The 21454-nt window shown below is 54.0% G+C and carries 24 protein-coding genes, 2 tRNA genes and 1 pseudogene; 6 read left to right on the top strand and 21 right to left on the bottom strand.

The genetic code is table 11. The annotated features are described in order from the left end of the window. Nucleotides 1–253 precede the first annotated feature (253 nt). On the bottom strand, nt 254–391 hold the full coding sequence (locus KQJ19_RS09500) for a hypothetical protein (RefSeq protein WP_153690256.1): 138 nt from the start codon (nt 389–391) through the stop codon (nt 254–256). Between the two features lie 552 nt (nt 392–943). On the opposite strand from KQJ19_RS09500, the pseudogene KQJ19_RS23985 reads away from it, so the two are divergent. Continuing rightward, nucleotides 944–1337 (top strand): annotated as a pseudogene (locus tag KQJ19_RS23985) (integrase); the annotation flags it as partial. Nucleotides 1338–1403: 66 nt separating this feature from the next. Here the strand turns inward: KQJ19_RS23985 and KQJ19_RS09495 are convergent. Continuing rightward, a tRNA-Ser gene (locus KQJ19_RS09495) sits at nt 1404–1493 on the bottom strand. A 93-nt stretch (nt 1494–1586) separates the two neighbouring features. Between KQJ19_RS09495 and mtfA the strand changes: the two genes are divergently transcribed. The 5 genes from mtfA (at nt 1587) to KQJ19_RS09470 (ending at nt 6225) form a co-directional block, all read left to right on the top strand. Continuing rightward, nucleotides 1587–2384 carry a DgsA anti-repressor MtfA gene (gene mtfA, locus KQJ19_RS09490; RefSeq protein WP_047357950.1) on the top strand — a complete coding sequence of 266 codons (798 nt, stop codon included), beginning with the start codon at nt 1587–1589 and terminating at the stop codon, nt 2382–2384. A 99-nt stretch (nt 2385–2483) separates the two neighbouring features. After that, nucleotides 2484–2559, top strand: a tRNA-Asn gene (locus tag KQJ19_RS09485). 262 nt (nt 2560–2821) lie between these two features. Continuing rightward, entirely contained in the window at nt 2822–3859 is a 1038-nt protein-coding gene (locus KQJ19_RS09480; RefSeq protein ID WP_047499042.1) for an extracellular solute-binding protein, read from the top strand. Then, nucleotides 3843–5531 carry an iron ABC transporter permease gene (locus KQJ19_RS09475; protein ID WP_216403594.1) on the top strand — a complete coding sequence of 563 codons (1689 nt, stop codon included), beginning with the start codon at nt 3843–3845 and terminating at the stop codon, nt 5529–5531. Before KQJ19_RS09480 ends, KQJ19_RS09475 begins: the two co-directional genes overlap by 17 nt. A 10-nt stretch (nt 5532–5541) precedes the next feature. Continuing rightward, on the top strand, nt 5542–6225 hold the full coding sequence (locus tag KQJ19_RS09470; protein ID WP_016153508.1) for an ABC transporter ATP-binding protein: 684 nt from the start codon (nt 5542–5544) through the stop codon (nt 6223–6225). A gap of 23 nt (nt 6226–6248) precedes the next feature. Here the strand turns inward: KQJ19_RS09470 and ldtA are convergent, their stop codons facing one another. The 19 genes from ldtA to KQJ19_RS09375 all read right to left on the bottom strand — a co-directional run bounded on the left by ldtA (nt 6249) and on the right by KQJ19_RS09375 (nt 21445). Then, on the bottom strand, nt 6249–7178 hold the full coding sequence (gene ldtA / locus KQJ19_RS09465; protein ID WP_016153509.1) for a L,D-transpeptidase: 930 nt from the start codon (nt 7176–7178) through the stop codon (nt 6249–6251). Between the two features lie 125 nt (nt 7179–7303). Further along, a complete protein-coding gene (cobT, locus tag KQJ19_RS09460; RefSeq protein WP_047499039.1) occupies nt 7304–8368 on the bottom strand; it encodes a nicotinate-nucleotide--dimethylbenzimidazole phosphoribosyltransferase in 1065 nt (354 codons plus the stop codon). 24 nt (nt 8369–8392) lie between these two features. Beyond that, entirely contained in the window at nt 8393–9136 is a 744-nt protein-coding gene (gene cobS / locus KQJ19_RS09455; RefSeq protein ID WP_047415506.1) for an adenosylcobinamide-GDP ribazoletransferase, read from the bottom strand. Continuing rightward, nucleotides 9133–9678 carry a bifunctional adenosylcobinamide kinase/adenosylcobinamide-phosphate guanylyltransferase gene (cobU, locus tag KQJ19_RS09450; RefSeq protein WP_016156859.1) on the bottom strand — a complete coding sequence of 182 codons (546 nt, stop codon included), beginning with the start codon at nt 9676–9678 and terminating at the stop codon, nt 9133–9135. Before cobU ends, cobS begins: the two co-directional genes overlap by 4 nt. Continuing rightward, nucleotides 9675–11195 (bottom strand): cobyric acid synthase, encoded by a 1521-nt coding sequence (locus tag KQJ19_RS09445; protein ID WP_047357945.1) that lies wholly within the window; start codon nt 11193–11195, stop codon nt 9675–9677. The genes cobU and KQJ19_RS09445 overlap by 4 nt, the downstream gene beginning before the upstream one ends. Then, nucleotides 11192–12007, bottom strand: coding sequence for an energy-coupling factor ABC transporter ATP-binding protein (locus tag KQJ19_RS09440; protein WP_216403593.1), 816 nt, complete (start codon nt 12005–12007; stop codon nt 11192–11194). The genes KQJ19_RS09445 and KQJ19_RS09440 overlap by 4 nt, the downstream gene beginning before the upstream one ends. Before the next feature lie 8 nt (nt 12008–12015). After that, a complete protein-coding gene (locus KQJ19_RS09435) occupies nt 12016–12693 on the bottom strand; it encodes an energy-coupling factor ABC transporter transmembrane protein (protein ID WP_103766451.1) in 678 nt (225 codons plus the stop codon). After that, complete coding sequence (locus KQJ19_RS09430; protein ID WP_006683999.1) at nt 12680–12961, bottom strand: energy-coupling factor ABC transporter substrate-binding protein; 282 nt, start codon at nt 12959–12961, stop codon at nt 12680–12682. The genes KQJ19_RS09435 and KQJ19_RS09430 overlap by 14 nt, the downstream gene beginning before the upstream one ends. Nucleotides 12962–12963: 2 nt before the next feature. Then, nucleotides 12964–13701: a cobalt ECF transporter S component CbiM gene (gene cbiM, locus KQJ19_RS09425; RefSeq protein ID WP_016153516.1), complete on the bottom strand. Its 738-nt coding sequence runs from the start codon at nt 13699–13701 to the stop codon at nt 12964–12966. After that, on the bottom strand, nt 13698–14411 hold the full coding sequence (locus KQJ19_RS09420; protein WP_216403592.1) for a cobalt-factor II C(20)-methyltransferase: 714 nt from the start codon (nt 14409–14411) through the stop codon (nt 13698–13700). The genes cbiM and KQJ19_RS09420 overlap by 4 nt, the downstream gene beginning before the upstream one ends. Then, a complete protein-coding gene (locus KQJ19_RS09415) occupies nt 14408–15202 on the bottom strand; it encodes a sirohydrochlorin cobaltochelatase (protein WP_019077091.1) in 795 nt (264 codons plus the stop codon). The genes KQJ19_RS09420 and KQJ19_RS09415 overlap by 4 nt, the downstream gene beginning before the upstream one ends. 10 nt (nt 15203–15212) lie before the next feature. Continuing rightward, nucleotides 15213–15998, bottom strand: coding sequence for a cobalt-precorrin-6A reductase (locus tag KQJ19_RS09410; RefSeq protein WP_047499027.1), 786 nt, complete (start codon nt 15996–15998; stop codon nt 15213–15215). Beyond that, nucleotides 15995–16720 carry a precorrin-3B C(17)-methyltransferase gene (locus KQJ19_RS09405; protein ID WP_003030278.1) on the bottom strand — a complete coding sequence of 242 codons (726 nt, stop codon included), beginning with the start codon at nt 16718–16720 and terminating at the stop codon, nt 15995–15997. The genes KQJ19_RS09410 and KQJ19_RS09405 overlap by 4 nt, the downstream gene beginning before the upstream one ends. Then, nucleotides 16720–17775 (bottom strand): cobalt-precorrin 5A hydrolase, encoded by a 1056-nt coding sequence (cbiG, locus tag KQJ19_RS09400; RefSeq protein ID WP_016153520.1) that lies wholly within the window; start codon nt 17773–17775, stop codon nt 16720–16722. The genes KQJ19_RS09405 and cbiG overlap by 1 nt, the downstream gene beginning before the upstream one ends. Then, nucleotides 17756–18529, bottom strand: coding sequence for a cobalt-precorrin-4 methyltransferase (locus tag KQJ19_RS09395; protein ID WP_003030275.1), 774 nt, complete (start codon nt 18527–18529; stop codon nt 17756–17758). Before KQJ19_RS09395 ends, cbiG begins: the two co-directional genes overlap by 20 nt. Next, nucleotides 18522–19091 (bottom strand): decarboxylating cobalt-precorrin-6B (C(15))-methyltransferase, encoded by a 570-nt coding sequence (locus KQJ19_RS09390; RefSeq protein WP_216403591.1) that lies wholly within the window; start codon nt 19089–19091, stop codon nt 18522–18524. Before KQJ19_RS09390 ends, KQJ19_RS09395 begins: the two co-directional genes overlap by 8 nt. Next, entirely contained in the window at nt 19081–19686 is a 606-nt protein-coding gene (locus KQJ19_RS09385; protein ID WP_019077093.1) for a cobalt-precorrin-7 (C(5))-methyltransferase, read from the bottom strand. The genes KQJ19_RS09390 and KQJ19_RS09385 overlap by 11 nt, the downstream gene beginning before the upstream one ends. Beyond that, a complete protein-coding gene (gene cbiD / locus KQJ19_RS09380; protein WP_016153523.1) occupies nt 19680–20816 on the bottom strand; it encodes a cobalt-precorrin-5B (C(1))-methyltransferase CbiD in 1137 nt (378 codons plus the stop codon). Before cbiD ends, KQJ19_RS09385 begins: the two co-directional genes overlap by 7 nt. Continuing rightward, complete coding sequence (locus tag KQJ19_RS09375) at nt 20813–21445, bottom strand: cobalt-precorrin-8 methylmutase (RefSeq protein WP_008785140.1); 633 nt, start codon at nt 21443–21445, stop codon at nt 20813–20815. Before KQJ19_RS09375 ends, cbiD begins: the two co-directional genes overlap by 4 nt. Nucleotides 21446–21454 lie beyond the last annotated feature (9 nt).

Here is a 21454-nt window from a genome sequence, read left to right as displayed (position 1 = left end):
CAAGAGTCAGATAGAGTCCAATCCAATAACTTGCGTCGCCGTAGCCGCGACTACCGCATTTATAATTGGCTTTTTATTGGGCCGCCGTTAAAGCATAAATGGCTCATACCGAGCCATTTATAACGTAGAACACTTAACCAGCGAAAATAAAAACTCACAGTTTATATTTTTTAAATTCATTCACACGCAGTTCTCATCGATTTCTCATCACATAATAAACCGCCTAGATTACGACGGTTTATTATGATACATATCATTTAGGAGAATCCCTGTCAATTTCGGGATTCTCTGGCTCTGAGGGTTCTCCGTCATCTGGATAAATTGGTTTATCTTCTCCAGGGAAGGGTAAATCTTCAGGTATCGGTTCAACTATATCAGGACGGTCTGTCATAAAACCACCTTTAACTTACTAAGAAAACAACAAAGCATTATGTTTACTTTTGTGTTTTTTTAGTTTTATTCTTTTCCTCATCATCATTTTTTCTATCCTTGTTCTTAGATTGATCAGAAGATATGTTCATTGAGTAAAATTTCATGGAAAACTCCAATTTATTTTCCAGCACGTCGCTGTGGTTATAGTATAGTAAAAAAAACCATAAAGAATTAACGAGGCGGTTATTATCTCGGACAAACACGTTCATGTCATTAATTAATGGGAAATTAAAAAAACACACTTACAATTAATTTACATGATCCGATAGGGCGAGATTATTTTTATGCTTTCTAATTACCCGCATCGCTTCCAACCGGCCTCTGCCTTTTTATCTCTTCAATTTATCTAATCCCTGCAAGTTGGTTGTTTGCCTTCTCTATTGCTGCAAGAAGAGGTTCAATCCAGATTACGATCTCGCAGTACGTCAGCGCACTGGAGGTAATGGAGCTACCACCGGCTGGGTCAGCGTTCCCGGTATCGGGGTGTATTGCGCTGGTACGTAAACTGTTCGCATAGTTGTCTGATGTTCTTTCACTCAAATGGTCGCAAGTAAGCGAGGAAGGCATTTTTATTCAGCAAGGAAAGACCGGGACTAAGCAAATAAAGGTCTGGACCGAACGGCTTCATAACGCCATCGAACTTGCAAAGACTTTGGACGGACGGGAAACGGTCATCTGTAGCAGGAAAAAAACCAGATAGAAAACTGCCGTGTACTTTTCATGATCTCAAAGCCAAGGGAATATCGGATTACGAAGGCTAGAGTAAGTAAAAGCAAGTATTCTCAGGTCACAAAACTGAAAGCCAGGTTGTGGTTTATGACAGAAAAGTGAAAATTTCTCCCACATTGGATCTTCCAGTATTGGGCAAATCAGAAGATGGTGATGGCGAGTTTTATACCAAGTGAATATACCAACACTATACCAAGTGTGACATGAGTCGTTGAAAGGAAGTGTGCTAAGTGTTTGAATAGTGGCGGAGAGAGGGGGATTTGAACCCCCGGTAGAGTTACCCCTACTCCGGTTTTCGAGACCGGTCCATTCAGCCGCTCTGGCATCTCTCCGTTTTGGCGGTTGCCATGATGCCAGGTAATTTGGCATTTTAACAGACCCAGTTCCGTCAATTTCGTTCAAGTGACGAGTTTGCGAGCAAAACGATGATTAAGTGGCCCTGGAAAGAACAAGAAGCAACCCGGAGTGACGATTGGCCGTGGGACGACGCCCTGGCTATTCCCCTTTTGGTGAATCTCACCGAGCAAGAACAAGCCAGACTTATTGCCCTGGCCGAGCGCTTTTTACAACAAAAAAGATTAGTCGCTCTTCAGGGGTTTGAGCTGGACCCGCTAAAAAGTGCGCGCATTGCTCTGCTATTCTGTTTACCTGTTCTGGAAATGGGGATTGAGTGGCTTGACGGGTTTCATGAAGTTCTCATCTACCCTGCCCCATTTGTCGTAGACGATGAATGGGAAGACGATATTGGGCTGGTGCATAATCAACGCGTGGTACAGTCCGGGCAGAGTTGGCAACAAGGCCCGATAATCCTCAACTGGCTTGATATTCAGGATTCCTTTGATGCCTCCGGCTTTAATCTGATCATCCATGAAGTGGCGCACAAGCTTGATATGCGTAATGGCGATCGTGCCAGCGGTATTCCGGCGATTCCCCTACGCGATATCGCCGGTTGGGAACACGACCTGCATGCTGCAATGAACAATATTCAGGATGAGATCGATCTGGTTGGAGAAACTGCGTGCAGTATAGATGCCTACGCAGCGACCGATCCTGCTGAATGCTTTGCCGTGCTATCCGAGTATTTTTTCAGTGCTCCTGAATTATTTGCTCCGCGTTTTCCTGCCTTATGGCAGCGTTTCATCCAGTTTTATCGCCAGAACCCCATGGAGCGGTTACGCGATACCCGGGGAGACGACGATTATCGCTCACCAAACACGCATTAACACTGAATTTGAAGATTAATTAACCAATTGAAATGACGCGCTAATTTTACTGTTGACACCTCATGATGAGGTCAGTAATATGCGCCTCGTTCACACGATTCCTCTGTAGTTCAGTCGGTAGAACGGCGGACTGTTAATCCGTATGTCACTGGTTCGAGTCCAGTCAGAGGAGCCAAATTTAAGAAGCCCGCTTAAGGAAACTTAAGCGGGCTTTTTGCTTTTCACGTCTGTATAAAAGCTGCCTCTATAAGCGCTCAGTCTGCCATAACTCCCCATTCCATGCCGCATCACATCGTTGATTAAAGTTGTGTAAATGTAAATCGTTTAAACTTTGCAATTATTGTAAGTGCTAGTGATTATCATTTATTGTACGCGAGCCAAAAGAACGAGCCCCGACTCGGTTCACTGTATGTTCCAATTACTCTGGGATAAAAACGATGAATGCTCTGACTCGCACCGGATTGCGCCGTATCACGCTTGCCTCTGCCCTCCTCTTCTCTGTCAGCCTGCCGGCTTTCGCTCAGGAAACGTTAACGCTTTACACCACCCGTGAACCGGGCCTGATCCAGCCTTTACTTGATAGCTGGACTAAAACCAGCGGTATCAAAGTAAGTACGGTCTATATCAAAGACGGTATGCTTGAGCGTGTTAAGGCGGAAGGCAAAAACTCCCCTGCCGACCTGCTGATGACCGTCGATGCCGGAAATCTCATCGATTTAGTTGAAGCCGGCGTCACCCAGCCGGTAGAGTCAGAAGCGCTGAAAGCCGCCATTCCGGCGAATCTGCGCGGCGCGGATAATCAGTGGTTTGCGCTTTCTATGCGCGCCCGCGTACTGTATGCCGAGAAGTCGCTGCCAATCGATAACTGGCATTACGAACAGCTCGCCAGCCCAGAATACAAAGGCAAAGTTTGTATTCGTTCCGGTCAGCACCCCTACAACACGGCGCTGATCGCCGCGATGATTGCCCATCATGGTGAAGCTAAAACCGAAGAATGGCTGCGCGGCGTGAAGGCTAACCTGGCGCGTAAAGCCACCGGCGGCGATCGCGATGTTGCCCGCGATATCCTCGGTGGAATTTGTGATATTGGTCTGGCCAACTCCTATTATGTCGGCCATATGAAAAACGCCAAAGAAGGCAGCGATGCTCGTCAGTGGGGCGATGCCATTAAAGTCGTTAAACCCACCTTTGAAAATGGCGGTACGCACGTCAACATCAGCGGCGCTGCCGTTGCCCGCTATGCGCCAAATAAAGCCGATGCCGTTAAGCTGATGGAATATCTGGTTTCCGCGCCTGCCCAGCAGCAGTATGCGAAAGCGAACTTCGAATATCCGGTACTGAAAGGCGTAACGCTTGACCCGGTCATTAGCGCCACAATCGGTGAAATCGACGTCGATAAAACACCGCTCACAGAGATCGTGAAGTATCGTAAACAAGCTAGCCTGCTGGTAGATAAAGTTGGATTCGATCAATAAATCGCTGCAGTTTCCGACGTTACGCGGCCTGGTTTCCGGGCCGCAGTCATTATTAACGCCGTTGCATCTTGGCGCGCTGTGCGTCGCACTTGGCGTCCTGACCCCCATCGTTGCGCTGATCTGGCAGGCCACTCAGGCTGATTTATCCCACTGGGATAATCTTATGACATATGTACTGCCTTCAGCGCTAAAAAACACCGTGCTGTTGCTAGCGGGTGTCGCGATAATGGTTGGCGTCATTGGCGTAGGCAGCGCATGGGCGGTAACGGCATGGGATTTCCCTGGGCGAAAAATTCTCAGTTGGGCGCTGCTGTTGCCGCTGGCAATGCCGACCTACATCGTTGCCTTTGCATGGCTCGATCTGCTGCATCCGATTGGCCCGTTGCAAACCTTTATCCGTTTTATACTGGGCTTTGACAACCCGCGACAGTTCCGCCTGCCCGATTTACGTTCCCTTTCCGGCGCAATAATCCTGCTCGGATTAGTACTTTATCCTTACGTGTACCTGACAACCCGCGCCATGTTTATCAGCCAGCCGGCCCATCTATTGGAAGCAGCGCGTACGTTGGGATGCAGCGCGACCGGGACCTTTTTTCGTGTTGCACTCCCCATGGCACGCCCGGCACTGGCCGTCGGGATCAGTCTGGCGCTGCTGGAGACGCTTAACGATATTGGCGCGTCGGAATTTCTCGGGGTACAAACGTTAACCGTTACCGTATACACCACATGGATCTCTCGCTCTGATTTATCTGCCGCAGCGCAAATCGCCTGCATAATGCTGATGTTTATATTCTTTATTCTGACGCTGGAATTTTATGGCCGCAGAAAACAGGGATTCAGCAGCCGTAGCCTGCGGGAAATTCAACCCACCCGCGTGCAAGGCTGGCGTGGCTGGCTACTCGGTGTCGTTATTTCGCTGCCGGTTGTGCTGGGCTTTCTGGCCCCGGTGCTGTTTTTAATCTGGGAAAGCGCCAAACGTATAGGTGACGAGAGCCCTATATCCTCCTCGTTACTGGCTGCATTACGAAATACGTTATCACTGGCCGCGGGAACCACGTTGGTGGTGGTTTGCGTCAGTATGTTGGTGGCCTGGAGCGCGCGGCATAGCGCCGCAGATAACGCGATGCCAGGATTTCGCCGTGGTGTGATGCGTCTGGCTTCTTTAGGCTACGCGGTTCCCGGTACAATTCTGGCGATTGGTTTTTTAACCCCCGCGATGGCAGTCGACCGCTGGCTGGCAGATTTACTGGATGTTCGCGGCCTGCCGCTGATGTCCGCCGGGATCCTGCTGGTAATTTGTTGTGCCATGCGTTTCCAGGCGATTGCTATCGGCGCACTGGATTCCGGCCTGGGCCGCATTCCGCCTTCGCTGGAGCAGGCTTCTCGTCTGTTGGGTGAGAATGGTGCGGGCACATTTGCACGGGTTCATTTTCCATTGCTGCGCCCGGCGTTAGTGAGTAGCGCCCTGCTGGTTTTTGCCGATGCCATGAAAGAACTGCCAACAACGTTGCTGTTGCGCCCGGTAAACTTCGAAACGCTGGCAACGTTGCTGTATGCAGAAGCCGCCCGTGGAACCTATGAAGAAGGTGCTATCGCCGCGCTAATGATTGTTTTAGCTGGCACGCTACCGGTTATTTTGTTGGTGCGTCACCAGATGACTCGCCGTGGTTAAGAGAGTAACAATGTCAGAAATTGCATTACGACTCCAGGATGTGCATGTTGCCTACGGCAACAGTCAGCAATCGGTGCTGAGCGGGTTTTCAATGTCGGTACGTAAAGGAGAGATCGCCTGTCTACTGGGCGCTTCAGGTTGCGGAAAAACCACAGTGTTACGCGCTGTTGCCGGATTTGAACGGCTGCGAAGCGGAGAGATCTATGTGTCGCAGCGCCGCGTTGCCGGTTCCGGTGTTCATCTGCCGCCGGAAAAACGGCATGTCGGCATGGTCTTTCAGGAATATGCGTTATTCCCTCACCTGACCGCGCAACAAAACGTGGCCTTTGGGTTACGACGTATGCCGCGTGAGCAGCAGCAGGTCCGGGTGGCGGAACTGTTAAAAATGGTGGAGTTGCACAGTCATGCCAGCCGTTATCCGCATGAACTGTCCGGCGGTCAACAGCAGCGTATCGCTCTTGCGCGCGCGCTGGCGCCGCATCCGGAAATCCTGCTGCTCGATGAGCCTTTCTCCAGCCTTGATAAGCGCACGCGTGAGCGTCTTGGCAACGAGGTACGGGATATTTTGCGTGCCGCCGGGCAAACGGCACTGCTGGTTACACACAGCGAACACGAGGCGCAGCTAATGGCAGACCATATTGGCGTGGTAAAAAAGGGACAATATCAAATTAAAAAAGCGACCCACCCAGACTAAAGGTCACAGGGTCGCCTTGAAAATTAGTAATGGGTCTGAATCAGACTGATATTCACCGGCATGCCGGAGCGTCTTTCCAGTGCCTGATTTCCGCGACTCATATCCACGTCATTCCCGCTGATGAAGGTGCGCAGCGCGGGGGTGACTGGCAAGGGAACTTTTCTGTCAGACTCGTATTCCGACCGGTTTCGTGACAGTGGTTCATGCACTTCCACCCAGCGACTACCGTCCGGCTCTACGCTGTATTTCACCGGTCGGTCTATCAGTTGCACACGCGTCCCTACCGGTACGGTATCAAACAGATATTTAATGTCGTCATTACGCAAACGGATACACCCCTGACTTACCCGCAGACCAATACCGAAATTCGCATTTGTGCCATGAATGGCATAAAGCCTGCCGATATAAATCGCATACAGTCCCATCGGGTTATCTGGCCCGGCAGGAACAAACGCCGGCAGGCTTTCCCCACGTGCTGCGTATTCGCGCCGGGTATTCGGCGTAGGCGTCCAGCTTGGTGCTTCCTGCTTACGTTCTACCGCCGTCACCCAGTTACGCGGCGTTTCTCTGCCCGCCTGGCCAATGCCAATGGGTAAAACCTCAACCGTATTGCTGCCAGCGGGATAATAGTAAAGGCGCATTTCTGCGACGTTGATTACGATCCCCTCGCGTACAGTATCCGGTAATATCAGTTGCTGTGGCACAACCAGCGTCGAGCCAGACTTAGGCAGAAAAACATCCACGCCGGGATTGGCCTCCAGCATATTGCTCAACCCCTGTCCGTACTGCGCGGCAAAAGCTTCCAACGGCTGAGTGTTTCCTGAAGGTACCGTAATGGTCAAAGGGCTCCCCACCAGGCGACTGCCTTCAGGCGGGAGCGGATAACTCACCGCCTGCGCGCTCTGACTCACGAGCAGCATAATGAGTGAACAAAGCAGTTTTACACGACGCATTTTTTTCCTTTCCTTCGCCGCAGCAGATATCCGTTAATTATAGCTTTTATTATCTGTTTTAGTGGGTTACGCCTAAAATCCGCATAAAAAAACCCGCCATAAGGCGGGATCAGGAACTCACGTAACTATGCTTCCTTACCATCCGGAAGCACAATGTTGCTGGCGGCAAGCTGCCCCATGTTGTTGTACATTGCACAGGCGGCTTCAACGAGCGGCATCGCCAGCGCGGCCCCGCTGCCTTCGCCCAAACGCATCCCCATATTGAGATACGGCTCCAGTTCAAGATGCGCCAGCGCGGTGCGAGCCCCCTTCTCGGCGGAGAAATGTGACGGGATCAGGTAAGGTTTAATCTGCGGCGCAATCTGGCAGGCCGCCAGCGCAGCGGAATAAGAGAGAAAACCGTCCAGCACGACCGGCAGGCCGCAGGAGGCCGCCCCCAACATCACACCCGCCATGCCGACCAGATCAAACCCGCCTACCTTAGCCAGCACATCGATACCGTCATTGCGATCCGGTTGATTGACGGCAATTGCTCGCCGCACAACATCGACTTTATTGCCTACTCTTGAAAGCGGCAGGTTAGCGCCGATACCCACCACATCCTCGGCATCGCTGCCGGTCAGCACGCTGACGATTGCCGCCGCTGGTGTCGTATTTGCCATACCAAGTTCACCGACGCCAAACAGCGTTACGCCATCTTTGGCCAGCTCATGGGTATAGCGGATAACCTCCAGCAGCAGCTCCTCGGCCTGCGAACGACTCATCGCCGGGCCTTGTGCAATATTGCCGCAGCCGCGCGCCACGCGCATATTCACCACGCCAGGGATAAGCTCAGCATCGATGCCGACATCAATCACATGTACCTTTGCCCCCGCCTGAGCGGCCAGCACACAAACGCCTGTCGTGCCACGCGTCATATTAGCAGCCTGAATAGCCGTGACGATTTTAGGCGAAACGGCAACCCCTTCATCCCATACACCGTGATCGGCGCACATCACCAGCATCGCTTTGCCATTCACATGCGGTACGCCCTTCAGACCCGGCATTCCGGCCAGTTGCACGGCGAGCGACTCGAGTCGACCAAGACTTCCTGGCGGTTTAAGCAAGCCATCGACATGCTGCTGTGCACGCAGCATCGCAGCACTATCAGGTGAAGGGATTGCGTGGAGTAAAGAGGTTAAAGTCTGCATAAGGGTTCCAGTATGTTGGCTGACTCAGAGCAGAGCCAGCAGGAAAATCAACTCGCCAAGTTCAATGGCTGCGCCCAGCGTATCGCCGGTCTGCCCACCCAACGTGCGTTTTAATAACTGCCCAAGAATAAAAATCGCCACTATCGTGATAACCAGCGCCGCCACGCCGCGCATGCCAGGAAGAAGCACGGCAGCCAGGATCGCCGCAAATCCCAACGTGACGCAGGTTTGACGCCCGGTGACTTTACCGATAAAGACGTTGCCCAGCCCTTCTTCGCGGGCGTAGCGATGTCGATACATCAGTAAAACAGCGGTACCCCGCCCGGCGACACAAGCGGCTGCAAGCGCCGCCAGCATCGGTGTACCCCGCAAAGCCAGTTCGCTCACCACCAGCACTTTCGCCAGCAACACGAAAATTAACGCCAGTCCACCGTGGGTCCCCAGGCGGCTGTCACGCATGATTTCCAGCATCCGCTCGCGTCGACGGGCCGAAAAAATACCGTCACAGGTATCCGCCAGACCGTCGAGATGGAATCCCCCGGTCAATAACGCCAGCGTGAGGACTGCAAACAGGGCCGCCAACGGCACCCCACACCAGGGCTGCAGCGCCATAAAGACCAGCCCCGTCAGCCCTCCCAGCACCACGCCAATTAGCGGGAACATCACAATGCCACGTGAATAGTGCTCGAAATCCAGTCCTTGCGACCAGCGAGCAGGAACGGGCAAGCGACTAATAAAAGAGAGCATTGCCCAGAACAACTTACTCATTTAATTTTGACTCCAATTCCTGATACCACCAGCCAGACCTCATCAGCCGCCGCCGCCAGTCGCTGGTTCACGCGTCCTGCAATATCGCGAAAATGCCGTGCCAGACGGTTCTCCGGAACAATCCCCATTCCGACTTCGTTAGTGACCAGCACAACCTTCGCCGGACAACGCTGACAGGCCGCAATCAGCGAACGAATTTCATCCTCAATAGATTGCTCCATCGCCGCGTAATCCCAGCTATCCGGGTCGCTGTCACCGCCCAGCGCAAACAGCAGGTTGGTCACCATCGTGGTGATGCACTCCAGCAGAATGGCTTCTTGTGGATCGTTTGCTGCCGTAATCAGTTCATCGAGATGTTGCCAGCGTTCGGCTGTCCGCCAGTGCGCAGGACGTCCGTCACGATGATGCTGAATTCGCGCAGCCATCTCCTCATCAAAAATCTGCGAAGTCGCGATATACAAAACGTTTGGAGAGTCTGCGATCAGCGCTTCCGCATGCCGACTCTTGCCGCTTCGCGCGCCGCCAGTCACCAGAATCATCATACTGGCTCCCGGTGTTGCTGCATGATGGTATAAATTTTCTCAATATCGATGTGTTGCCGCATCGCATCCGCCAGCAGATCAAACTGCTGCGATTTATATTGCGCGTAATGGAAGGTGGAATCCAGCGGCGCTAACCCTTTACGTTCTCGCAGGCCATTAACCAGCGCACGGGTAAATTCATCGCTGTCGAACAGACCGTGAAGATAGGTGCCGAACGCCAGGCCATCGGCAGTGACCGCGCCATCAGCCACGTTGCCACCGTCTTTACGCAGCGTCATCACCGACCGGCATTCCTCGGTTAATGCCGTTTCGCCCATATGAATTTCATAACCGCGTACGGATAATCCCGCGGTACCCGCCAGCCAGTCCGGCAGCGAGGAGGACATTTGTCCCTCAACCAGGGTCGTGGTTTTGTGCTGGGCAAAATGCGTTACGGTATTGAGCAAGCCCAGACCCGGCAACGTACCGAGTCCTGACTCAACTTCATCAATGATGGTTTCGCCGAGCATTTGATAGCCACCGCAAATCCCCACCACGGGTACGTTATTACGATGTAATTGCACCACGCCATGCGCCATCCCGCTTTCACGCAGCCACACCAGATCGCCCAGGGTGTTTTTGCTGCCGGGTAGAATCACCAGATCGGCCCCCGCCAACTCTTCAGGCTGGCGAACATAGCGCACGCGCACATCCGGCTGTGCGGCAAGCGCATTGAAATCAGTAAAGTTAGAAATGTGTGGTATTTGAACAACGGCGATATCGATGTCGCGTTTGTCTGTGCGCAAATATTTGCCCTTTTGCAGCGCAACGCCATCTTCATCTTCCAGATCAACGTCCAGCCATGGCATGACGCCCAGGACCGGAACGCCGGTCAGCGCTTCAATTTGCTCAATCCCGGAATACAGCAACGCCACATCACCGCGAAACTTATTGATGATCACCCCTTTTACCCTGGCGCGTTCATGGTCGTGCAGTAGCGCCAGCGTGCCGTAAATGGAGGCGAACACCCCGCCGCGGTCGATATCCGCCACCAGGACGACAGGGCACTGTGCCATTTCAGCCATCCCCATATTGACGATATCGCGATCGCGCAGGTTAATCTCAGCCGGGCTTCCCGCCCCTTCCAGTACCAGCACATCGAACTCCTGCGCCAGACTGTTATAAACAGACAGGATTTGATCCCGTAGTTTCGGTTTGTACTCGTGGTAGCTCACCGCATCCATATCGGTTGCCACTTTGCCCATCAGCACAACCTGCGCTTTACGATCGCTGGTCGGCTTAAGCAGCACCGGATTCATACGCACATCTGGCGTAATACCGGCGGCCTCAGCCTGAAAAATTTGCGCGCGGCCCATCTCTTTGCCCTCTGGCGTAATGCCAGAGTTCAGCGCCATGTTCTGCGATTTGAACGGTGCGGTACGCAGTCCATCCTGATAAAAAATTCGACACAGACCGGCGACCAACACGCTTTTACCTACATCAGATGCCGTTCCCTGCAACATTATTGCCTGCGTCATGACGCCTCCTTCAGTGCGTTCTCTCGCATACAGCTAAAAAATTCAGCCTCTGTTTTACACAGCGGGAAGCCCAGCTCGGTATGCAGCTTCACCAGCCAGGGCTGAGTTAATCCCGCTTGTTCAATAAGATCCGTCCGGGCAAACACATCACCCGGCGAGCCGTGTGTTAGCACTTCACCCCGGCGTAAAACGTACACTGCATCGCTGACTTCATAGATAAGATCGATATCATGGCTGGAGATAACCACGTGGTTTCCTTGCGCTACGATGCGTTTGATTATCTCAATCATCTGCGTGCGGCCTGATGGGTCAAGGCCCGCAGTAGGTTCATCCAGTAGCAAATACTGCGCCTGCAACACCAACGCCCCGGCAATCGCCACACGTTTTTTTTGCCCGTGACTTAAACACTGAATTGGTTGATGGCGAAAATGCTGGGCATCAACCAGCGTGAGCGCATCATCCACCCGGCGGGAGATTTCAGCTTCATCCACCCCAAGGTTGCGCAGGCTGAAGGCAATATCGCTGTCGATATCGGTATAAAAAATTTGCTGGTCGGGATCCTGAAATACGGTTGCCACCTGCTGACGCAGCGCCAGCAGGCCGCGCTTGCTGTAATCCAGCGGTTTGCCTTGCCACATCACCGCGCCTTCCTCCGGGCGCAGTAAACCACTCAGGTTCATAAACAGCGTGGATTTCCCGCAGCCATTAGCACCGACCAGCCCGGTGACGGCATGCGTTGAAAAGTCCAGCGTTAGCCCTTTGAGGATCGGGTCATCCTGATAGCGAAACCAAAGCGCTGAAGTGGCAAGCATACTTTTCCTTACAGGTGAAAATCACCCTGATACAGTTTGATATCCAGTGTGGTGGTCATTTGCTGGTAGCGGATCAACACGCGGGTAAACAGCAATCCCACCAGCATCGCCAGCGAGCGATAGCCCAACGGCAAGCTACGATAACCAAAACGTAGCGTTTGTGCGCGATGAATAGCCAGCGCCTCGTCTAACAGGATAAAAATAAAGCGCCAGGTTAGCAGGATCTGCTCAGTGAGCAGGCGAGGAACGTGCGCGCGTTTGAGTAAGATAATCAATTGCGGAAACGGCAGATTCAGTACCAGCCAGAACGTCGCCGCCAGCGCAGCCAGGCTGCGCCAAAAGGTTTCATTGGCGGTGACAAGCCCTGGCGCGCTAACGCCTAACCAATAGTTTCCAACGGGGATGCTGGCCAGCAGCGTCTGCGGATCGCGGCTAAAACTAAACAGAATGGTCACGACGCCGACCGTCAGAAAACCAAACGGTAATGCCATCCAGCGACACCAGCGCCAGAAGGAAATGCGCAGCAGCCAGCAGCTCAGCGCGGCAATCAGTAACAGCTCAATACCCTGCCCCAACGGGGGCAGAGTAAACGCCAGAATCATCATCATCAGCCAGAGCAGAAATTTCCGCACGGGTGAGACATGAAACCAGCGGCTTTGATAGCTAAGCCTGTCAAGCCCGGTCATCACGGCGTTGCCTGCCCTTGGTGTAACCCAGAATGTAGAAAATCACGGCTGCGCCCAGCGATCCCTGAAGCGTAAACAGCAGGCTTTCAATCTCACCGCTTGCCGGTTCATACAACGGCTGGAACCACGGCTCATAATGTGGGGCAATTGCCTGAATCTGACTCTCCGCCTCACCGTCTGAGCCGCCGTACTCTCCACCATGGTTGATAAAGAACGGCAGGATCACCAGCGCCACTACCATCCCTAACAAAATCAGCGTCTTTTTCATCGTTAATGTCCTTGAGCGGTAATCAACTGCCGTTTGGTTAACTGGTCATAAATCATTACGGTGAGCAGACCTTCCGCTATCGCAATTGGGATCTGCGTCAGGCAGAAAATCCCCATGAACTTGATGATTGACCCCGTAGCACCGGCGGATGGGTCCGGGAACGCCACGCCCAGTTGCACCGAGGTCACGAAATAGGTGACGAGATCCGCCAGCATCGCGCACAGGAAGACGCAAACATCACGACGCAACCCCGCACGGCAGGCCATTTTCCATACCATGTAACCCACTACCGGGCCAATCACCGCCATCGACATGCCGTTAGCGCCAAGCGTTGTCAAACCACCGTGCGCCAGTAACAGCGCCTGGAACAGCAGGACGATTGCCCCGAGGATTGCCACCACGCCCGGTCCAAACAGGATAACCGCCAGGCCTACCCCGGTAGGGTGCGAACAACTTCCGGTAACAGAAGGAATTTTCAGCGCCGACAGCACAAAAATAAACGCGCCGCACAGAGCCAGTAATACTTTTTGGTGACTATCTTCCTGCACGATTTGGCGCAGCCGCACCAGCCCGTACCACAGGCACGGCAAAAACAGCAGCCACCAGGCCAGCGCCCACATCGGCGGCAAGAAACCTTCCATTATGTGCATGGCGAACGCTTGTTCAGGAACAACCATCAGTAATAGCGCCGCAGCCAACCCGCTGAAAGACAGCTGTTTTAGCTGTTGTTCAAGCTTCATTGTGCATACTCCCACTGTTTATTGACCAGAATGGTCGAGAAATAAGGCAGCGGCTGATCGTCGCTCACCTCATCGAGATGACGCCAGCACTGTTCACCCGGCAGCGTGGCTTCAGACATCATCAATGCACAGCCCAACAAACTCTCTTGTTGCAGCAGCGCTTTGATGCGCGCAAAACGACCGTATACCTTCATCAGCACCAGACTGTCATGCTGCTTTAACGCCTGCTGGATTTCCGCTTCCGGCGCGGTACAGGAGACCACGGCCAGTGACTGTTGCTCCATGGCGAGCGGCGTTTTTGAGCGCGCGGCAATCGCAGCAAAAGAGGTCACGCCCGGGACGATTTCTAACCAGTCAGGACAGCCAATACGCTGGAGTAAAAAAACCCAGGTGCTGAACAGCATGGCGTCGCCGAGTGTAATAAAGCCCACCTGCTTACCCGCTTCGACTTCCTGAACCAGTGCGGCCGCAACGTCATCCCATACAGCCTCTTTTTCGGCGCTGTCAGCACTCATAGGAAAATGGCAGCAGCGAACTTCGGTCTGCTCGCCGATATATTCACGTACGATCGACAGCGCCAGACTGTCGCCACCTTTACGCCCGGCGGGCGCATAGAGAATATCCAGCGTACCCAGCGTGCGTGCGGCCCGCACGGTGATAAGATCGGAAGCGCCTGGCCCGGTGCTTAATGCGTACAGTTTTCCGCTCATGCTGCTTCCTCCAGCGCAACATTAAGCGCCTGTTGTAAATGCGCCACGAACATAGCGCGAACCGCCGGATTCTCACCCAGACCACTGAGCCACGGCGTAGCCGGTATCCCGGCCGCATTGAACAATGTTTTCCAGGAATCCTCTTCGTCAGAGGCCATATCATTGATGGCATGATCGCCAGCAACTAACATCAGCGGCATCAGATGCACCGCCGTCACCCCTTCCTGAGACAAACTTTCAATCAGCACATCGACTTCCGGGTAGCTTTCCACCGCCCCAACCCGCGCCGGGTAGCGCTGTGCCGTCATCATATGGTCGAGGCAGGCATAGGCAGCAAAGGCATGATGGCTGGCACCGTGTCCCATAAACACCACTTTTTCATTTTCGCCAAGCACTGGCATTTGCTGTTGCAGCGCCAGCATCAGCTGGGCGTAATCGTCATGGCTGCTCAGCAGCGGAACACCCAGCGTCAGGCGAGAAAAAAGCGGGCGCATGCTTTGCACTTCGCGGACAATTTTTTCGTATTCATCACCGTTGATAATGTGCAACGACTGAATAGCCACGTCCTGATACCCCTGCTCCGCCAGCTTTTGCAGTGCCTGCAGCGGCGTGTCGATCTCAATGCCGTCGCGCTGCTTGAGCTTGCGGATAATCATCCCGGAGGTAAACGCCCGAAACAGGTCGCGGTCAGGGCAACTGGCTGCGAGATCGCTCTCGCAAGCCACAATATTTTTCTCACAGGTGTCGTGATAGCTGGTGCCAAAGCTGACCACCAGAAGCGCCTTTTTCATCTCTAACTCCTTAAGCCGCGGCCAGCCAGCGCGTTAAACGCGCCCCAAAGGCGGCCTGACTTTCCAGTAACTCTTCTCCCGTCACCAACGGTGCCGGACGTGTAATCACGATGCAGGGGATACCAGCATCCAGACAGGGTTGAACTTTTTCCTGATAACCACCTTCCGCACCGGATGCCTTAGTGATCACCACATCAGCCTGACACTGGCGATAAAACGCAGCGTTGAACTCGGCGCTAAACGGCCCGCACAATGCAAAAATCTCACCGACGCCAAATCCCAGGTCCGCGCATTGCTGAATAACCTCGGGTACAGGTAGGACGCGCGCCAGCAGCGTTTTTTCAGGCAACCCTTCGCGCCAGATAGCCAGATCTTTACTGCCGGTCGTCAGCAGCACGCGGTCGCCGAAACGGCGCGCAACCTCGCAGGCTTGCTGAATACTCTGAACGGTATGAAGCTGCGGGTGAGTTAAACCGCTCAACTGCTCAGGACGTTGATAGCGGCTCAGCAGTACCCCCGCCGCTTCGCAGGCGTTCATGATGTTGCGGCTCACCACCTCGGCATACGGATGCGAGGCGTCTATCACCCAGCGCGTCCGATTTTCCTGTAGCCAGGCAATCATTTGTTCGCGCTCCAGACGCCCGCAGCGCACCTGACCTTTGATATCTCCCGCCAGCTGCTTCCCCGTTGGCGTCGCAACTGACAGGGTGTAGGCCACATTGGCTGCGTCCAGTTGCTGGCACAGCATGCGCGCATCGCTGGTACCGCCCATGACCAACACATCACCGTAATTCACAGCACATAACCTCGTGGCGTGATCATCAGACCGTCCTGAACATAGGTTGTTTTGTTGCCAACAATCACAAGGCTGGTCATATCAACCGGTTCAAAGTCCATTTCACCCAGGGTGGTCAACCATTTTTCCTGTTTTTTACGTCCGGCTGACTTCACAATACCCACCGGCGTTTGCGCGCTCTTGCTGGCAGAAAGCAGCTCAAATGCGCGCGCCAGATGTCCTTCGCGACCCCGACTGCGCGGGTTGTAGAAACAGATTACAAAGTCTGCTTCGCCGGCAGCCACTATGCGTTTTTCGATAACTGGCCACGGAGTTAACAGATCGCTCAAGCTGATGTGGCAGAAGTCGTGCATCAACGGCGCACCCAGCAAAGAGGCGGCGGCAATGCTGGCCGTCATTCCAGGGATCAGCCTGACCTCAACGTCTAGCTTTTGCTTGCTGACAAGCTCAAGCACCAGCCCGGCCATACCGTAAATCCCTGCATCACCGCTGCTGATCAGCGCCACATTGTGACCTGCCTGCGCCAGTTCGATCGCCGCCTGGCAGCGTTCAATCTCTTTGCACATCCCGGTTTTGATCACCTGCTTGTCGCCAGTGAACGCTTTTACCAGGTGGGTGTAGGTTTTATAGCCAACGATGATTTCCGCTGCCTGCAATGCTTCAACGGCTTCCATGGTCATCATTGCCTGCGAGCCAGGGCCAATTCCAATTACGCTTAACATCAGTGTGAAACTCCCAAAGTGATAGTGACGCCCTGTTCTCGCAGGGTCTCGCCTAACAGTTTTCCGTGGCTCAGCAGCCAGGCTGCAGGACCGGAAACGCTTCCTGTACCCACCGTTTTGCGAACAAACGATGAGGCCGGAAAACGGTGTTCATGCTCACGCAGCGCGTCAGCAGTAAAGGTTTCGAAAGGAACGCGACAGCACGAAGCCAGTTGGATAAGTCCCTGTTCATCTTTTTTCAGCGTGATACTGCCAATCGCTTTTAGCGCCAGCGGATCGAGCTGCTGGGCTTCGAGTTGCCTGGCAAGCAGCGCGGCCAGCAACGGGAACGGCGTGTCACGACGACAACCAATTCCGGCCACAACACGCTGCGGCACCAGCTTCCAGTGCGGAACCGGCAGATCGGGTAAGTTGGTGCGTAAGGTGATACACACCAGCGCATCCAGTTCAGGAAGCTGATTGAGATCGGTTACCGTGATAAATCCGCGCCGGTCGCAATGACTGACATCCTGCGTCAGTTCATCATCCCACCACAGCCCCACCCGCTTATTACTGACCAGCATCTGATTAACGATCTTCACCGCCGAACGGAAATCACTCATCCGGGCATTCAGTTGAAATGCCAGCGTATCCAGTGCCGCCATATCGTTGACATCCGTCGCCGTGGTGATCACCGGATCGGCGCCCAACATGCCCGCCAGATACCGCGCCAGCGCATTGGCACCGCCCGCGTGACCGGAGAGCAGGCTGATGACATGCTGGGCGCGTTCATCAATGACCACCACCGCCGGATCGCAAAATTTGTCGTTGACCAGCGGGGCCAGCACGCGCACCGCAATGCCGGTCGCACCGATAAAAATCAGCGCCGAGTAATTCGCAAACGCTTCGCGGGCGGTATTCGCAAAGCCGTTTTCGAAAGGAATGAATCCCTCCTCCAGCAGCTTTTCACTGGTAAAACAGGTGACCGGCAGCATGGCCGCCAGACGTTTTGCCAGCGTAACGCCTCCCGGGGTCAGGCAAAAAAGCGCAATTGACTCAGGCTTTACGGTATTCATGGCTAAAGTCCGCCGCATAGAGTTTGGAGTAGTGATACTCCGAGCCCAGGAAATTACCGACCAGAATAAGGGCCGTTTTACGGATGCCCGCATCACGAACCTTGTCGCCAATATCCGCCAGGGTACCGCGCACGGTCTGGCTTTCCGGCCAGGTTGCCTTGTAGATCACCGCCACGGGCGTGGTCGCCGGATAACCGCCTTCAATCAAACGCTCGGCCACACGATGAATACGCTGAACGGACAGATAAATCGCCATAGATGTCTGGTGACTGGCAAATGACTCCAGCTGTTCGCGCTCCGGCACCGGCGTGCGTCCTTCCAGGCGGGTAATGATCAGGCTCTGTGAGACCTCAGGCACGGTATACTCAACGCCCAACTCCGCCGCCGCACCAAGGAATGCGCTGACGCCGGGCACCACCTGCCAGTCAATCCCGCGTTTGGTCAGTTCCTCGCCCTGCTCGCGCACGGAACCGTACAGCGAAACATCGCCGGTTTGCAGACGCACCACGGTCTTACCCGCTTTCACTCCGGCTTCCATCAGATCAAGGATCTGCTCCAGATGCAGTTCAGCGCTGTCGTGGCATTCAGCACCAGCAGGACAATATTCCAGCAGTTCGGTGTTAATCAGCGATCCGGCGTAGATAACAACCTGCGCCTGCTGTAGCAACCGGTAACCTTTGAGGGTAATCAGCTCGCGATCGCCAGGACCTGCGCCAACAAACCACACGCTACGGGGATCAAAAATCTCAGACATGGTTTCCTTCCTTCTGACAGGCGATAACAAATACGGGGTTATTCGGTTTGAAATAGTGACCACTGCCAAGCGTGGTAAGCGAGGAAACCTGTAGCTGCAGGCAATCCACTCCCGGTACGCCAAGATGGTCCAGATGTGCCAGCGCGGTGTTGAGGTTTTCCTGGAGGATGAATGTCATCACCAGCCGCCCTGCGGGATGCAATTGACGCATTGACCAGTCAATCAGTTCAGTCAAATGGCCACCGCTGCCGCCCATGAAAATGGCATCGGCTTTTTCAGCGATGGTCATCGGTGCAACACTGGGAAAAATGTCGATGTTTGCACAGGCAAAATGCTGGCGGTTTTCATCCAATAACCTGAGCGCCGCCGGGTTACGCTCGATTGCCGTCACGCGCAATCCAGGGTATTGCAGCGCGGCTTCTATCGACACGCTGCCGGTTCCTGCGCCAATATCAATCAGGTGACTGGCGCGGTGTAATTCAAGTTTTGAGAGGGCAAGTGCACGTACCGCTTCTTTGGTCATCGGCACTTTCTCTCCACGTAAAAACAGCTCATCTTTCATCAAGGATCACCACTGCATTCATGTCATAGTCGGCGTTAACTTCGTTCACAGGCAGGAAATGGATCCGTTCGTTTTCCATTGCCAGGTTTTCGCCAATCACCATCCAGCGATGTCCCTTGCCTCGTGCAATGAGCTGCTGCGCAATTTCACGCGGGCCACACTGCGCATCTGTCACCATCGCCACCTTGTTATGTCGCGCCAGTTCATCGAAACAGACGCTGCGACCATGGCTACTGGTCAGCCACATATCGTTCATATCAATACCGGACTGCGCACACAGGTACTGCACCGCGCTAATACCGGGAATAATGCGCACATTTTCAATACCGAAATGCGCCACCATGCGCGTCCCGATGCCGTAAAACAGCGGATCGCCAGATGCCAGCACCACAACGCGTTGCTCCTGGTGCGCGCAAATCCAGTTCAAGAGTTCGAGAATATTGGCGCCGAGAACAAACTGTTCACCGGTAAAATCCGGGAATTGCTGCAAATGTCGCTTTCCACCGACCAGAACATCAGCCGTTGCGACCGCTTCACGTGCCGCAGGCGTCATCAAATGCAAACCGGCTGGTCCCATCCCTACAACGGTTAACATTGCATCTCCTCAGCAATCTCTGCGACCGGGCGATTACTTCCAAGCACCTGATTATCAAAAGAGAACATGATGGCGTCACAGGTCGGGGGATTTTTGGTAAAGCGCAACGTTTGCAGGACGCGCATACAGATGCGCTTAGCCAGATGGTTGTAAATGTGCTGAAAACCGTATGCTTCTATGTGTTCCATCGCCGCCTCGGTGGTATCGCAGTCGCTGACCAGCGTGAGCAGTTCCAGCGGCGCACCCAGTAACGCGAGGTGGGCCACCAGCGTTTCCATGCGAGCATCGGCAATATGGCTGTGGGTATGAAAGATCCCCGCCGCAATTTTGACGAGCTTACCAGGGTGTCCCACCAGCACAATTTGTCGGAACCCCAGACGTACGGCTTCTTCAATCATGTAGCCGACAAAATTGCTCATAGTGACCACAACCTGGGTGTCGATCCCCATCTGCTCACGCACAAAACGTTCGCCGTGGTTTCCTGGCACCAGTACGACACGCTCCAGCCCCGCCGCTCGCTTAATTTCCAGTTCCAGCGACAGTGAACGTTTCCAGCTTTCTTCTGACATCGGCGTGACGATCCCAGTCGTACCAATGATCGAAATGCCGCCCAGAATGCCAAGGCGAGAGTTGTAGGTTTTTTGCGCCCGCTCTTCGCCTTCCGGCGCGAAGATTTCAATTTGCGCCCCACGATTCGGACCAATCGCCTCACGAACCGCAGACTCAATGGTCTGGCGAGGTGTGCGATTAATCGCCGAACTGCCCACTGGCAGGCCGATCCCTTTGCGGGTTACCGTGCCAACGCCTTCCCCGCCCTGAAGGGTTATCTCTTTGCTATCGTTTAACGTCACGCGGGCAAAAATCAGCATGCCGTGGGTGGCATCCACATCATCGCCACCGTCTTTGCGGATGGCGGCTATCGCCTGCTGTCCTTCGATATGCGGTGACTCTACGTTCAGACACAGCGTCACACCTGATGGCGTCACGATAGAAACCTGATGGATCAGGTGCTGGCGCAATACCATCAGCGCCGCCACTTTTGCCGCCGCCGTCGCGCACGATCCCGTGGTATATCCTTTACGCAGCGCTTTACCGTTGTGCCACACAGGCGTATCGAAGGACTCGCTCATCGCGCCCCCTGCATGTGATAAAGCATGGCGTTGACGATCGCGGCGGCGACGTTACTTCCCCCTTTACGACCTAACGCAGCAATGGCGGGCAGATTGCTTTGGGTCAGTGCATCTTTGGACTCTTCGGCACCGACGAACCCAACCGGTACGCCAACGACACCACTGACGGCCACATCATGCTCAAGCAGGCGGAACAGCGCTGTCGGCGCGTTGCCAAACACAAACAGCTTTTCACCCTCTTCCTTCACCGCAATGTCAACGGCCGCCATTGACCGGGTAATGCCCTGCTCTTTTGCCGTCCGCACGACCCGCGGGTCGCTGATGTAGCAGCGGCATTCGCCACCGAATTTTGCCAGCAGCGTTTTATTAATCCCGGAAAGGGCCATAGTGGTGTCGGTATAAATCACGCTCGAACGGCTAAGCGCCGCACAGAACTGCTCCAGCACATCACTGGAAAACCACAGAATGTCCAGCCAGTCGAAATCCGCTGTCGTGTGAATAACCCGCTTGATAATGGCTTCATGTAACGGGCTGGCAAACTGATAGTCCGGGCGGGTTTCACGGATGATCTCGCCAATAATGTCGAAACTTTTGGCCTCAATCGCCTGGGGTTGCTGGATATATTGCATTGTGTTGTC

This window comes from Citrobacter sp. S46_ASV_140 (genome assembly GCF_018919545.1).
GTDB lineage: Bacteria > Pseudomonadota > Gammaproteobacteria > Enterobacterales > Enterobacteriaceae > Citrobacter > Citrobacter braakii.
This window is presented reverse-complemented; position numbering and strand designations above follow the sequence as displayed.